General features: G+C 59.2%; 7 protein-coding genes. All 7 read left to right on the top strand.

What is annotated here, in order from left to right:
- The first annotated feature begins 63 nt into the window (after positions 1 to 63).
- The gene (locus H2O65_RS04045) at positions 64 to 3,846 is read left to right on the top strand and encodes a hypothetical protein (RefSeq protein WP_182142370.1); all 3,783 of its coding nucleotides are present in this window, start codon (positions 64 to 66) and stop codon (positions 3,844 to 3,846) included.
- A gap of 72 nt (positions 3,847 to 3,918) precedes the next feature.
- Positions 3,919 to 6,006 (top strand): P-loop NTPase fold protein, encoded by a 2,088-nt coding sequence (locus tag H2O65_RS04050; RefSeq protein WP_182142371.1) that lies wholly within the window; start codon positions 3,919 to 3,921, stop codon positions 6,004 to 6,006.
- Positions 6,007 to 6,315: 309 nt separating this feature from the next.
- On the top strand, positions 6,316 to 7,212 hold the full coding sequence (locus tag H2O65_RS04055) for a helix-turn-helix domain-containing protein (RefSeq protein ID WP_182142372.1): 897 nt from the start codon (positions 6,316 to 6,318) through the stop codon (positions 7,210 to 7,212).
- Between the two features lie 15 nt (positions 7,213 to 7,227).
- The gene (locus tag H2O65_RS04060; protein ID WP_182142373.1) at positions 7,228 to 7,779 is read left to right on the top strand and encodes a type IV toxin-antitoxin system AbiEi family antitoxin; all 552 of its coding nucleotides are present in this window, start codon (positions 7,228 to 7,230) and stop codon (positions 7,777 to 7,779) included.
- Positions 7,776 to 8,660, top strand: coding sequence for a nucleotidyl transferase AbiEii/AbiGii toxin family protein (locus H2O65_RS04065; protein ID WP_182142374.1), 885 nt, complete (start codon positions 7,776 to 7,778; stop codon positions 8,658 to 8,660). Before H2O65_RS04060 ends, H2O65_RS04065 begins: the two co-directional genes overlap by 4 nt.
- Before the next feature lie 223 nt (positions 8,661 to 8,883).
- Entirely contained in the window at positions 8,884 to 9,861 is a 978-nt protein-coding gene (locus H2O65_RS04070; RefSeq protein WP_182142375.1) for a DUF4365 domain-containing protein, read from the top strand.
- Between the two features lie 63 nt (positions 9,862 to 9,924).
- Positions 9,925 to 14,085 carry a helix-turn-helix domain-containing protein gene (locus tag H2O65_RS04075; RefSeq protein WP_259349578.1) on the top strand — a complete coding sequence of 1,387 codons (4,161 nt, stop codon included), beginning with the start codon at positions 9,925 to 9,927 and terminating at the stop codon, positions 14,083 to 14,085.
- Positions 14,086 to 14,157: the final 72 nt, after the last annotated feature.

Consider the following 14,157-nt stretch of genomic DNA (forward strand, 5'->3'; position numbering starts at 1 on the left):
TGAGACTTCACTGACGTCTTAGCGCAGCAACATGGTGTAGCGCAGGCCCTATTAGGAGGCGGAGTGGGACGAAGTAGGAAGAAGAATCGGACAAGCGCCCATTTAGGCAAACCATCTCCTCGGCTAGATGATCTTGCGCAGGCCTATGGGAAGTTCGACGCCGACATACTCTGGAGCACGTTGTTCGCTGCAGCTTCCTCGCCCTCTGCGCGTCACCGAGCAACATCGATTGGTGTGTCGCTTGCCGCCAGCTTGCGCGCACATTCTTCTGCTGATGCGAGCCAAGGGAATCCGCTCCCTGACATACAGAAGCTGATCGATGCAGCAGCTGAGTCCAAGGGCATCAGTGTCATGCACGAGGACCACATCTCGACCGACCCCACCAATGTCGTTACTGTCCGAGTCGGTGATGAACTGCTGCGTTACGTGCCGGGGTTAGTTGAGAGGCCGATAGCCGACCTTTCTCGGGCTCTGAGACTTGCCGAGGCAGTCGACGATCGACTTGTGCGGCGACACAAGTTTGGCATCGCCAATGTTGTTCGAGTAGCGCTCAGGTACGTGGACTACTGTCTGAACGCTCTGCTGCCGGAGTGGCAACCGGCTCCCGACATCGAACTGGGCGACGAGGTCGACCTTCCAGTCAACGAACTTGAAGCCACAGCCCGGCTCGTTTCCGCTGACCCGCTTGAGTCGCTCCAGCTCGACCAAGCGGATCTGCTGGCGCTTGAATGGATGACCTCGCCGGCGGCATCAGCAAAGTACAACCACGAGAGTCCGACGAGTCCCTTCGGGCGGACTCTGCGCTACCGACTCTCAGCCTCTGAACCACACTATCGATGGTTGCCACCGACCTACGTTCCCGAAGTGCTTGCTCACGCAGTCACGGAACTTGTCGATGGCCTTGAACGTGACAACCACGCCAGGCGAGCAATCCGAGCTTCCAGCATAGATGCGATCCGACGCGCACTCTGGCGGTTCTCGAATACCTTGATCGAGGCACCCCCCAAAGCGCCCGAAGACATACCTCCACTGAGAGGAAACGAAATCCAGTGGCTCGTTCCCGTCGACGAGCCAAACTTCATCGCAGTGTCGATCCTTTTCACAGAAGACCTTCCCAGAACAGGGCCGTCGTCGCCAGCGTGCGTAACGCTTGCAGACCGCATCCGGGACCATGACCCGTCCGACGGCCCGATCTCGGCAAGGATCGCGGGCGGCCATACTATCGAGTTACTCCCAGGCACGAACGTCGTGCCACTTGTCATCTACGCTGGCGCCTCCCATCTAATGGCTCCGCAGGTGCCTGGCCAAGCAACGCTCGCACTGGAAGACCTCACTTGGATTGCGGAGACAGCAACGGCAGACGATGACCTGTATCGGTTCGCCCGCGACTTGAGTTCACCAGAATTCCCCGCCAGTTTCGGCTGGGAAGCAATCAACTATTGGGAACCATGGAGGGCGAACGACAAGACCTTCTTCAAAGGTGGGATTCGCCCAACGAACATGTACTTCGAGGCGCATGCGGGAGAAGCGGAGTGGGAGCGCGCGGTTGCTCTCTCGCCCTTAGAAGTCGCGCTTCATGGAACGGGGCTACCGCCACTGCGGGATGCGGAGACGGCCGAGATATCATCCGGCAATGTCGCGTCCGTGTCGTTTCTTGGGCCCGAGAGTGAATACGACTGTCGACAGGGAACCCACCATGCCCCCAGTCTGATCGGATGGTCCCTGTCTCTCATCACGCCTCCGATCGCAATCGTCAGGTTCGACCCGGACTGGACTGACGACCAGGAGCGTCGGTTCCTGTTTGACGTCTGTGGTGGCCTCGTCTTCGCCTTCGACGCAATCGGTGAGTCATGGCGACATGCCCACCAAGACCTCGTGGCTCCCGGATACCGACTCTGGCTTCGGACGGTTGAACGAGGCGATGAAGAGGTCGAGTTCTTATCTTTGCAGACTCGAACGGAGAGTGCTCCGCGCGTGGCAGTCTGGAGTCTTGACCTGGAAGAATTCGTGCAGGAGGCGGACGGTAGACGCTTCGCAGCCAATGCTCTGACGGCTAATGCCCTCGAACAGCTTCTTGCGTACGGCGGCGTCGGTGAGAGCGTTGCGCAAGAGATCGGACGCGAATGGCTCACCGGCCGACCATTCCTGATAGTTGAGACGAAGACCGCGCGAACCAAACTCAACCGTCTGCCAAGTCCCTGGCAGATGAGCCCGTCCGACGAGTCAGCAGCGACTGCATCTTTCGCGCGTCGATTGCACGCGACGGGCATAGAACCAGGCGTGTACCGTGGGATCGAAGCCAATGCGCTCGTCAGAACACATCTCGCACCCGCAGCTCTGGAACAGCTCAACGATCGAATCGCATTGCATGACACCGATGCGATCGTTTCCATGGGGATGGAGCAACTCAATCGCGTCTATGACCACCTCCAGGAAGAACAAGGAAACCTGACCCGTGTCGCCCAGCATCTGAGCACAGAATGGGATCCAGTGGAGCGCACGGCCGAGCTCGCCAGCGAAACGCTCGAACTACGGCAGTGCAACGAGATCATCGTTGAAGCCGCGTTGAGACTTGACCTGGACGTTCCTGGGCAGCAGCCTGTTACGGCTCAGAGTTGGAGTGCACTGCTGGCTGCCGCAGATGCATACCTCACTATGACGCGACTAAGTGAGCGGCTGCATCACCGGGTTGCTCCCGTGATCATCGAGATCAGTTCTGCATACGAACTCACATTCAAGGACGACGAGCATGTGACTGATGATTCATGGGTGCTTGAGGAGAGATCCCTCAACACAGCGGCAGCCACTATCCGCCTAGGCTCGGTACTCGATGACGACGAGGCCAGCGCAGGAGAACTTGAGGACGCCGTTGACCTAGCGATGCTGGAATCCTTCGGCGCATCCACTTCCGATCTCTTCATGGTCCTGATCACGCTCGCTCAGTGGGACTCTTTCAACGACGGCAAAAGCATCACATCTGCTTCAGAGGACGAGGCTCTCGGCTGGGTCTTTGAAGCAGTCGGTGATCCAGATGAGGAACAGCGGTTGCGTCTCAGACGCGCATTTCAAATGCTCACAGTGTCCTCAGGCATCCTGAGATCCAGCAGTTGGGAGCCGTGGCAGACACGGACTCGGAGGCATCGTCTACTTGTTCAACCGCTTGTGGCATGTTCGGATGGCACTATCCTGATCGCCCCGCAGTATCTCCTGACAACCCTGAGTGTCTACAACAATCACCTGACGCAGGGCGTTTTTCCCTGGATGGGTGAGGTTCCTGACACGGTGTCCAAGGCTCTTGCTGAGAGACGGTCGGCGAGGAACAGGGCGTTCGAGCGAACGCTCGAGCGGCAACTTCAAGAGATTGGGTTCAAGACCATCGCGCGCGTGAAGCCTGGCGACCACGCTCGTCTGGGAGTCCCGGAGCTGACGACGGAAGTGGACCTTGTTTGTGGGCGTACCGGCGACCCGAACATCTGGTTGATCGAGACGAAAGACCCCGTATCCGTTTACGGCTTTGCGGAGACAGCGCGTCAGCTGCGGACCTTCTACAGCGACTCGGAGAACAAGGGCAAGGTCAAGCCCTGTTATGCTACTCAGCTCGCGCGCAAGGAGGCAGAGTTGGGACCTTACGTTGAAGATATTGCGATGAAGCTCGGGATAGTCGAAGCTCCAGGTGCGAGTAGGCACATCCTCCAGACGCGGTTCGTAACCCGCAATCTAACGCCGGCCGGATATGTGACCCCGCGCCCTTACGAAGTGCTGACCGCGACGCAGCTTCTCACCACGCTTGGCGACGGCGAAAAGGAGGCTGGTAAGAATGAGAAAGGCGCATGCGATGGGGGTTGAACCGATGGGCTGCGAAGACGCTCTGTATAAGGAATTCAAGTCTGTCAACAATCACTACGGGATGATCAGCGAATGAACGAGACTGCATGGACCGACGAAGCGCTCCGGTCCAAGAAGCAAGACACTCTGGGTCGACTCTCGTATGCACAGCGAGCCGCGGAGCTGATCCACAGGACCCACTCGTTCGAGTCGAGTGCGGTATTCGGTCTCAGCGGACCCTGGGGCAGCGGCAAGACGTCGCTGGTGAACATGATCGTTGAGGAGTTGCAGGGCAAGCACCCCAAGTGGGCCGTGGCAAGGTTCACCCCCTGGGCAACGAGTGACGTCCTCGGCCTCTTGGGCGAGTTTTATTCGTCGCTCGCGGAGGTACTCCCGAAGAAGAAGGGGAAGCAGGTGCGACGCGCTCTCGCCGTTACAGCGTCCGTAGCTGCACCCGCTGCGAACCTGATTCCGATCGCCGGAGGTGCTGCTGCCGAAGGAGTTCGGCTCGTGAGTGAGGCATTGGCGAAGTTGCCATCCTGGCAGGTCGCGTTCAGCAAGGCGTCGGAGGAACTTAAGGAGCTCAAGAAGCCAATACTCGTGGTGATTGACGACATCGATCGGCTCCATGGCGATGAGCTGTTGGCACTGCTGAAAGTAGTTCGGTTGCTCGGCAGGTTCGATGGTGTTCAGTACCTCCTTGCCTACGACGACGAGACCCTCTACCGGAGCATGACTGTCTCGGGTACGGTCAACCCCCATGATGGTTCGGCTGAGCGGTTCATGGAGAAGATCGTCCAGTACCCGCTTTTTGTGCCCCCGCTGCTTCGTCACCAGCAGGTCGCGCGATTGAACATGGGGCTTGCCCAGATCTCGCGAGAGACTGTCGAAGATGGTTCGTCCGGCCAACGTCTTGGTGCCCTGGTGCACTGCTTCACGAATCTGCTGACGACTCCGCGGGCGATCGACCGCTATGTCGCTCAGTTACAGCACCATGTTCCGCTCCTGCCGCCGAACGAGATCGATGACGAGGACGTCAAACTGCTGACTCTTATCCGCGTCAGCTTCCCGGTTCTCTTCAACTCGATTCCGCGATACCGAAACCAGCTGCTCTCCGGGCACACCGGGGAGATGAAGTTCGATGCCAAGTCAATTCAGTATGAGCCGTTCGACCTCGAGCCGCTCCTCAAAGTTGTCCCGACGGAACACCGTGGCGATGCCCGAGAGCTGCTCGTCTCGCTGTTCCCAAAGAACCGAACGAAGGAACAGCTTTCGGTTCATGCGAGCATTCGTCGCCAGAGCGTCCAGCACGAGGAGTACTTTGACCGTTACTTCGCTATGGGCATCCTTGATCATGACGTCAGCGATGCAACGGTCGATGCTGCAGTCAAGGCGGCGACTAGTGGGGATGGAGAACCGTTGGCGCGCCTTCTCACTAGGCCGGCGGATGAGCGGCGGAGCTTGGTGCTTGGAAAATGTCTGAATGCGTCGAACCAGCCAGTCAAGGACGCTGACAGAGTGCGGCTGGCTGAAGTTGTCGCTGAGATTGCCAACTCCCTTCCTTCAGACCAAACCGAGCCGTTCAGTGACCTTGACCAGGTCCTCGCTTGGATCGGGGAGTTGCTCGTCGCGCTCGATAAAGACACGCCACCAGATGCCGTCCAGGCCGTGCTATGGAAGCTCAACGGCCCAGTGCTCCGCATCCGGACCTGGAAGAGGGTGGAGTACAGCATCGACCACGCGTATTGGTCGGCGAAGCCATCCTGGTACGACGCAGTGACGAAGGCGTTAGTGGATGAGTCAATCGCGCACTTCGTGGATCACCTCAGGCAGGGCGATGACGCGGCGGCTGGTTTTGGCGTCGGATACCAGGTCCACTTTGTCTTGCGTCACCGCGCGGAAGAGCTCCGGCTCGTTGTCCGCGATCTCATTGGCTCAAAGGATGCGGACATTTCGGTCCTCGCCTCGAGACTCGTTTCGGCTCGAACCGCTACCGGCATCAAGCCGGATTGGGAGTTGTCGGCCGATTTCGACCAGGAGACCTTCAACCAGATTGCGCCGCCGGGCGGCGACCCTTGGTATGACGAACCTATTCAGGAAGTTGACGTTCGGGATCTGAGCTGGGCAAACCGCCGCAAGTTTGCCGCTGGCCGGGTCAGCCCTCCACCTCCTGTTCCATAGAACGTGAAAACGCGGAAAGACGCCGCTACATGCGATCAATCCTGGCGCAAGTACCAAGCCGATCATCGGCTACTTGCGCAGTTGGGCACGTGCATGGGAAGCGGACCAAACAGCTGGCCAACAGCCTGCTAACCATGCAGACGGTGATGCAAAGAGTGTGCTCTTGAAGCACAAAACCCGAGGTCAGGTAGTCTATGAGACCTGCACTGCCATCTGTGGGGTAAGGGGTTCCACCTCCCGGATGGCCAAATACTATTGAGAATAGGCACCATGGGCCGCGGCACAGCTCAGTGCCGCACGTGATCGGAGGTGGAGGGTCACTGCTTCAAATCAAGTCGACCTGACAAAGCCAGCGGGCCTGCCGATGTCCGCGCGCTCGCCGGAATCACCCGCAAGGAGCTTGCCCAGCTCGCGGAAGTCTCCCCGTCAACAATCAGTCGAATCGAGCGGGCAGAACTCGATCCGACCTGCGGGACGCTTTCCCGAATACTGGAGGCTACCGGTTACCGGATCAGCGGAAATTCTCTTGTCTCCGCGGGTGATCCAAGTGCCATTGCCGCCGCCAGGTCGGTCCTGCAGTCTGTTCTTGTCGGGCCATACGTGGGCGCTCTTTGCTCGCTTGGAGACGGCTCGGCTTCCTTGGCGGACTCCAAAGGAGGAGAGACTCGGAGCTTTGGACTGGCATTTGATGAAGACATGTCCTCAGCGGTGCAAGCTGCGCTGGGGTCAACTGCGAGAGATGCCACGGAGACCGGCCGATGGATCACCCGATGGGTTCGCGCCGGGTGGCTTTCTGACCAGGCAAACGCGGATGACATGGTGACGCTCGCCGTATCTGCTGGCAACGCAGGCAAGATCACCAGGCGCAATGTTGTCCGACGCACTGTGGTCGCAGAAGGTGGCTCGCGCTCTCTTGCCAAAGAACTAGGCAATGCCGGAATCGACTACGCGGTCTCGGGGCTTCTTGCCGCGCGCGACGATCGTGCCACGGCAACATCGACCAGCCCCGTGATCTATGTCGAAGACCCAGCCCAAGCCGTGGAAGCTTTAGATCTCAGAGAAACGAGCCCCGGGGAAGGGGTACTCCTGATCGCCTCAACAGGCTCAGAGTTAGAAGGCACCGAAACCGATGACAGCATGGGGCTTACGCCAGGCACTGGTGGTACGAAGTGTTGTCAGGTACGATTATCTGTATCCGATTCGTAACAGGAGGTGCCTGAGATGCGCGCGATCACGCCTAGCACGCCGACCGGGACAACCCGTAGCGCTCTATACCGTGGCGCGAAATCAGGGCAGTGGCAGCGAATCGCGCGCGGCATTTATCTGCCGGCCGACGCGTCACCTATGGATTGGGACCAGATGGAGGCCTCCATTAGGCGATCAGATGCCACTATCTGCCTGCTATCGGCGCTCGCGCATTACGATCTCACCGATACCATCCCCAACGCCCTAGACGTTGCAATACCGCGGGGTGTCCGCACCCCTGTAACGCGGGGCTCGATCAGGTGGCATCACTTTGACAAGGACACTTTCAACTTGGGACGGGAAGACATGCTCATTCCAGGGAGTGAGCAGATCATCGGTATCTACAGCCCCGAACGCACCATCGCAGACTGCTTCCGATTGCGTTCCATCGTTGGATATGAGACTGCGCGTGATGCTACGAAAGAGTGGCTGCGCCGCGGAGGGAAACCAGCCAAGTTGATGCACATCGCCAGCCAGCTTCCGCGCGCAGAGTCTCCCGTCCTCAACGCATTGGAGTTTCTGGCGTGAATGCTGACGAAGTTTACCGAGAGATTCAAAAAGTCGCGCGCGGCGATGCGGCAAGGTTCGGTAATCCTGTGGCCACACAGGAATATCTAACCAGGCACGCCCTCGAATCATTCCTTTACCGCCTGGGTCGCACGCCACACGCACCCGACTTTGTGCTGAAAGGTGGACTTCTGCTCGGCGCATACGGCGTGCGCCGTCCCACGAGAGACGCCGACTCGAATGCGATCAGCGCGAGTACAACACCTGCTCACCTCGAGCAGGTCATACGTGACGTCGCCGATGTCGCCGTCGACGACGGCGTCACGTTCGACCTCGACAGCATCAACGTCACCGAGATCCGCGACGACGCCGAGTACCCCGGCATGCGCCTTCGTGTAAAGGCCACGATCTCAACATGGCAGGGCACTGTGTCATGGGACGTCTCGACCGGAGATCCGATTGTTCCCGCTCCACGCAAAGTCACACTCGACCGCATTCTCGGCGAACCGATCACCCTCATCGGCTATGCGCCCGAATCAACCGTGGCAGAGAAGGGCGTCACTATCCTTGAACGGGGCATCACGAGCACCCGATGGCGAGACTACGTTGACATTGTGACTCTCGGCGATGCTGGCCTTGAAGGCGAGGCACTTACTCAAGCCGTGCGCGCGGTGGCGGCTCACCGTGGCGTTGAATTGCAGGCCATTGGTCCTGTCGTTGCGGGGTATGGCACCCGCTCGCAGGCGAAATGGTCGGCCTGGCGGCGCAAGGAGGGTCTTACCGCGGTGTGTGAGGAGAATCTGGACGATCAGATGGTGCGTATCGCAGCGATCCTTGACCCGGTATTCGATACGCAGAGGGCGTTCAACAAGGAGAGCAGCACCCCGAGTGCCCCTGTGTGAACGGGTCTGTAGAAGATAGGATCTGGTCAATCAGCCGAATGGAGGCGACCACGGTACGGCGAGTATGGTCCACGCAACCAGGCGTCTACCAAGCGCAACTCAAGGCGAGGTCAACAGAGCTAAAGGCCTTGCGGATGTCCGCACGCGCCACAGCGAGTCCTGCTCACAGGCTTCGGCACGCTGTTAGCCTGGCGAAGGTGATGCCCGAATATAGAATGGGGTCATGCCGAAGAAGGTGAAGCACTCTGCGCAGCAAGACCGCAAAGGGATAGCTGCCGTTCAACAAATCATTACGAGCGACCTTGCATGGATCTTTCGCGAGCAGTCCACCGACGACTACGGCATTGACGCCCAGATTGAAGTTGTCGAGGATGATGCGGCGACTGGGCAACTCCTTGCCGCTCAAATCAAGACCGGTCCGAGCTACTTCAAGAAGGAGACGTGTGAAGGCTGGTGGTATGCCCTCAAGAAAAATGATCTCTCGTACTGGCTCGAGCACGCGCTTCCAGTGGTCGTAATCATCTGCGATCCGGTGACGGGATCTGCGTACTGGCAGGCGGTAAACGACCATACCGTCGTCACCGGAAGACGCGGAGGCAAGAAACTCCATATTCCGCGAGAACAGGAACTCAGTCAACGTTCGAAGTTCGAGCTCGAACGGATTGCCGAAGGAAAGCCTTACGAACTGCGAGTTCGAAAGCTCAGATTGTCCCTTCCCTGGATGAGGTTGCTCCAAAGCGGACGCCGCATCTTGCTGGAGGTGGACGAGTGGGTGAACAAGACATCAGGGCGCGGCGATGTCAAGATCGTGTCGGTTGATGAGGGGAACGAAGACCGAGTCGAGCTCGGCAGCTGGTTCATCATGGTGGGACTGCGGCCTTACGAGGACGTACTTCCATCGCTCTTCCCCTGGGCAGACACAGTTCTTCACGAAGAGACCTACGACGAAGCCGATCATGAGGCCTGGGAAGCTGAATGTGTCTATTGCGACAGGGAAGGAGACAGGTTTGTCTCCGAGGCGTTCGAAGAGTGGATGATCGGACGGGGTGGTGACGGCCGCTTGCGCCCATACTCCAACTCTGTCAATGAGGTCGACCATTGGCGACTTGAACTTGTTCTCAACGACCTCGGTAGGGGCTTTCTTGAAGTGGATCGGTATGCAGAGGGCAAAGGCATGGTCCTAGCACCGAAACGGCGGTAGAGGCCGACGTCGATCGTTGGTGGCGAACGAGCGGCCATGCTCAACCCGTCCCCATAACCAACCATGCCAACTTTCGCGGGTAAAAACCGGGTGAGGCATGGAACCCACTTCGCGGGCCATTTACGTAAGGCTAGCCTTCAGACACTCATACGCAGTAAATGCGTGTATATTGAACATGTGACCTATTCGACGCTGGGGGCCCTCCTCCGCTTGGCGCGGAACGCTGCCCGAATGGACCAGGCCGAACTTGCGGATCACATGGGAGTTCGCCAACAGGCCGTAAGCGGGTGGGAACGCGGAATCTCTCGCCCACGTAGAGGTGACCTGCAGATGTTGTGTTCAGTCCTTGATCTGAGCCTCAACGATGTGCTGGATGCTGGTGGTTACGACAAAGGAGGAGATAGTCCAAGCCAGAATAGGTTGCTCAACCTGCCGTTCGAGAACCTGTCGCCAGAGGCTTTCGAGGCGTTCTGTCGTGACCTACTCCAAATGCGATACCCCAGGCGCACGGCTGTGCGCAACGGGTCCTCCGGTTACAAGCAGTATGGCGTCGATGTCTATGTCGATGGAGAAGGCGAGAGAATCGGCGTCCAGTGTAAACGGCATCGAAGCTTCGGCCCGAGTGATGTGAGGAAAGCAATTGAGGAGGTGCTACCCGATTCTCAACTTAGCTCCGGGGTCATCGCCTTGAGTCGCCGAACTGCAACCCCGAACGCTCGACTTGAACTGACCAAACATCCGAGTTGGGCGCTCTGGGATGGCGAGACACTCTCCGGCTTCGTCCGTGGGCTTCATACGGCGGATAAACTCGCGTTGATCGAGAGTTACTTTCCGGAGCTGCGCGAGTCATTTCTCGGGGTTCCCGAGCCCAGTCCATGGCTTCGGCCAGATCGGTACGACACCGCACTCGCCGGCCGCCTCGGCGTCGATCGAAACTTCACTATGGTGGGCCGTGCCGGTGAGCTCAGTAGGCTAACTGAGCTCGCAACCGGCCATCACGAAGTGGTGTTCGTCGTAGGCCGTGGCGGGATCGGTAAGAGCCGACTGCTTCGCGAATTTGCCACCTCTGACATTGGTCGACCCGTTCGTTTCGTTGCCAGGGGCCAGATTGCCCCGAGAGCCTTCGAGCTACTTCCCGAGGATGCGCCAGTCATTGTGATCGACGATGCCACCGACGCGGAGCACGACGTCGCGGCGTTGGTCGACGGCATCCGCCGCGCCCGCCCAGACGCGACAGTGGTTCTCGCGGCACGGCCACGAGCCATGCCCAAGCTTCGTGCCTCCCTGGATGTGCCGGAACTATTCGCGGATGATGTCACGGTCAGCATTGCCGATCTCTCACTCGAAGACGCTGAGTCTCTAGCCTGCGAAGCCCTCGGTGATCATGCGACGGGCGGACGAGTCGAGTCTCTGGCACGGATCGGTTATGACTGCCCATTTCTCATTATTACCGGAGCCCACTTGGTCCGTTCCGGTACGCTCAGCGACGCCGACCTCGCTTCCCAAACCGCCCTCCGACGCGAAATGCTCGCTCGATTCACTGACCTTATGTTGAGCGGGACGAATGTCGACGCGCGAACCGCCGTGCTCCAATCACTGGCCGCGATCCAGCCAGCGCCGCTAGACGATGTCGAGTTCATCGAGTGCCTTGTCGCAACCAGCGGGCAGCCGCATGCAGTTCTCCTCGAGATTCTCGACGAGCTGGAGGACCTTGGGCTCGTGCTCCGGCGGGGGAAGACTGCGCGAGTCGTCCCCGACCTTCTCGGAGACGCGACGCTGGAGCGCGCCCTGGTCTCGAAGTCTGGTCTCGACAAGCAGTTCGCTCGACTAGTTGCTGACCACGCTCGCGGGTCTGCCCTCACCCATGCCATAAACAACGTCAGTATTGTCGACTGGCGTCGTCGCGCCGACGGTGATTCCAGCCTCGCTGACGTTCTTTGGTCCGCTCTAGCGGAACTCGTGCAAGATGTGCCGAACTCGGAGCGCATCGCGATCAGCAAGCGGGTTGCCGCAGTCGCCGCGGTCTACCCGGATCGTGCCTTGGACTTCGCTGATCGGCTGCTGGAGAACCCGGCTCCCGATGAGGGCGTCCAGCTGAGCGGCATCTGGTGGGAGAAGAGGAAGGTCACCAGCGACGACGTTGCCCGTTCCCTCGCGCCACTCATTGCCAATGCAGGACACCGGACGGACTTCCTTCCGAGGGCGTTGCGTAGCCTGCTCGATATCGGCCTTCCGGACGACCGGCGCGAGAACTCGAATCCTGACCATGCCCTTCGACTTGCGCGAGAGCTCGGTGAATTTCACCCTCGCCGTCCCGTTGCCTTCACCAAACGCTACGTCGAGGTTGTTGGCGAGATCCTCCGCGCCGATGAGTACCCTAGACATCGCGATCAACTAGTGTCTCTGCTCAGTCCTGCTCTGGCATATGAGGTCACCTTGACTGAGTCTAGGGGAATCGACCTCACGATCACGTACATGCCAGTCAGTCTTGAAGCCGTTGCCGATGTACGGTCTGCCGCGATCGCCATCGCCGAGCAAGTGATCGCCAGCGATGCGCGGACGGCCCGTGCCGCCACGGGGATACTGAAAGAAGCTCTGCAATCGGACGATCGGACCGAACCGGTGACGGACGAGTTTTCTAGGGTCGTAGAAATCCTCGGCCGGCTACTCGCAGACCCTGATGAGTCCGCCGGACTGCGCCTCGCTGCGTACCGTTCGTTGAGCTGGCACGCTACCTATGGGGAGGGGGCGCGCAAGAAGCTTGCGCGCGACACGCGTAGGAAGTTGCATATCGACGATGAGCTGCTAGTCATCCGACTGGTGCGTGGTGGTTGGGCCCGGGATGACGAAGACGATACCGACGATAGCGACGTGGCCGGCGATACTGGGGTGAGTCGCTACCAGCGGTCACGAGAAAGATCTGAGCGAGTCGCGGAGGAGCTCGTCGAGAGATGGGCAACTCGGTATACGCCGGACGAACTCGTCCGGCGCCTCCGAGAGATTCTCAACCAAGAACACGCAGCGAGCGACGAACAGATCTCCCCCAATGGCCTACTGTCGAAGTTTTTCCGAAGAGTCCCTGAAGCCGCTCGCATTGCCGTTAGAACTTCTACAGCCGAGACAGTCGACCTCGCTCTGGTTCGCGTTGCGCTACTCATACTCCTTGCGATGGGTGATCCCATGGCAGAGCAAACCGCGGTCGAAATGATTGGTTCGGGCTCCGAATCTGCAAGGGTTGTGGCATCCGCAGTTGTGAATGCCCCCGGAGCGTTCAATCAGGCGAGGACGCGTGTCGTTCGCGCGCTGCTGGCCACTAGCTATTCGGAAGTGCATGCCATTCTGCTTTGTGAGGCGCAATGGCTCAATGCCGAGGATCGCGCACTAGTCCTCGAAATGCTGAACGCGGCCCCCATTGAAACCGAACCGATCGTCGCCGAAGCTGCGTTGGCGGCTCTCGATGGGAGGGCTACCCCTTGGCAATCGCTTACTTCGGCGGAGCGCCACAGACTCCTCGAGCGTCTCGAAGCCACGCCGCAGCTTCCTACGTATGAGCTGGGCCAATTGTTGAAGAAGGAATTCGCTGTTGATCCCTATGGGGCGCTCGGATTCCTACAGCGGCGCGTCGAACGGCAAATATCCGATGATCGCCGGTACGAACCCCTCCCAAATATCGAGTCGATGGACCTCGACTTCGCGTCGAACAATCATCTTCCTGCTCTGATCGAAGCGCTGATCGAGTGGATCCTTGCCGATGATTCCTGGGAGAGGCGCTTCTTCGGGAGACAGATTCTTGAGGCGATGGCGACCGGTTATGACCCTCAGATCCGGTCAGTGATCCTCGACCTAGTCGGGTCGCGTGATGAATGCAGGGTTCGCCTCGCTCATGATCTCCTGAACGCCGCCCCTCAGGACTTCGTCATACGTGAACCCGAGTTCGTGGTCGACGTACTCGAAGCAGCAGGCGGACTGGAATCGGATCTGTGTGCCCATGTTCTTGCTGGCCTTCACGGCTCGGCAGAGTACGGCATGCGCTCACGCTCCGTGGGGGTAGATGACCCGAATGAGGTTGCTCTCCGTGACGGGGCCATGGTGATCTCCGACCGTTTCCCGGAGGGATCAACCGTTCGTGGTTTCTACTTGGAGGTCGCGCAGCGGGCATCCCGCCGTCTCGAGTCAGAGCGCCAGGATGACCGGAACCTTAGGGATCTTCGTTCGTGGAGTTGAAGGTCGTCTACAAGAATCAACGTCGTCCTGTGGCAGCCCCGCACGAGCTCGGTCTTCACGAGCTGCCGCTTG

Origin of the sequence: Schaalia sp. JY-X169 (genome assembly GCF_014069575.1) — a bacterium.
Lineage (GTDB): Bacteria > Actinomycetota > Actinomycetes > Actinomycetales > Actinomycetaceae > Scrofimicrobium.

Excerpts from the sequence above, each read along its gene's own strand:
- H2O65_RS04075 (WP_259349578.1), top strand. The coding sequence starts at position 9,925 with ATGCCAACTTTCGCGGGTAAAAACCGGGTGAGGCATGGAACCCACTTC.
- H2O65_RS04050 (WP_182142371.1), top strand. The coding sequence starts at position 3,919 with ATGAACGAGACTGCATGGACCGACGAAGCGCTCCGGTCCAAGAAGCAA.
- H2O65_RS04070 (WP_182142375.1), top strand. The coding sequence starts at position 8,884 with ATGCCGAAGAAGGTGAAGCACTCTGCGCAGCAAGACCGCAAAGGGATA.
- H2O65_RS04060 (WP_182142373.1), top strand. The coding sequence starts at position 7,228 with ATGCGCGCGATCACGCCTAGCACGCCGACCGGGACAACCCGTAGCGCT.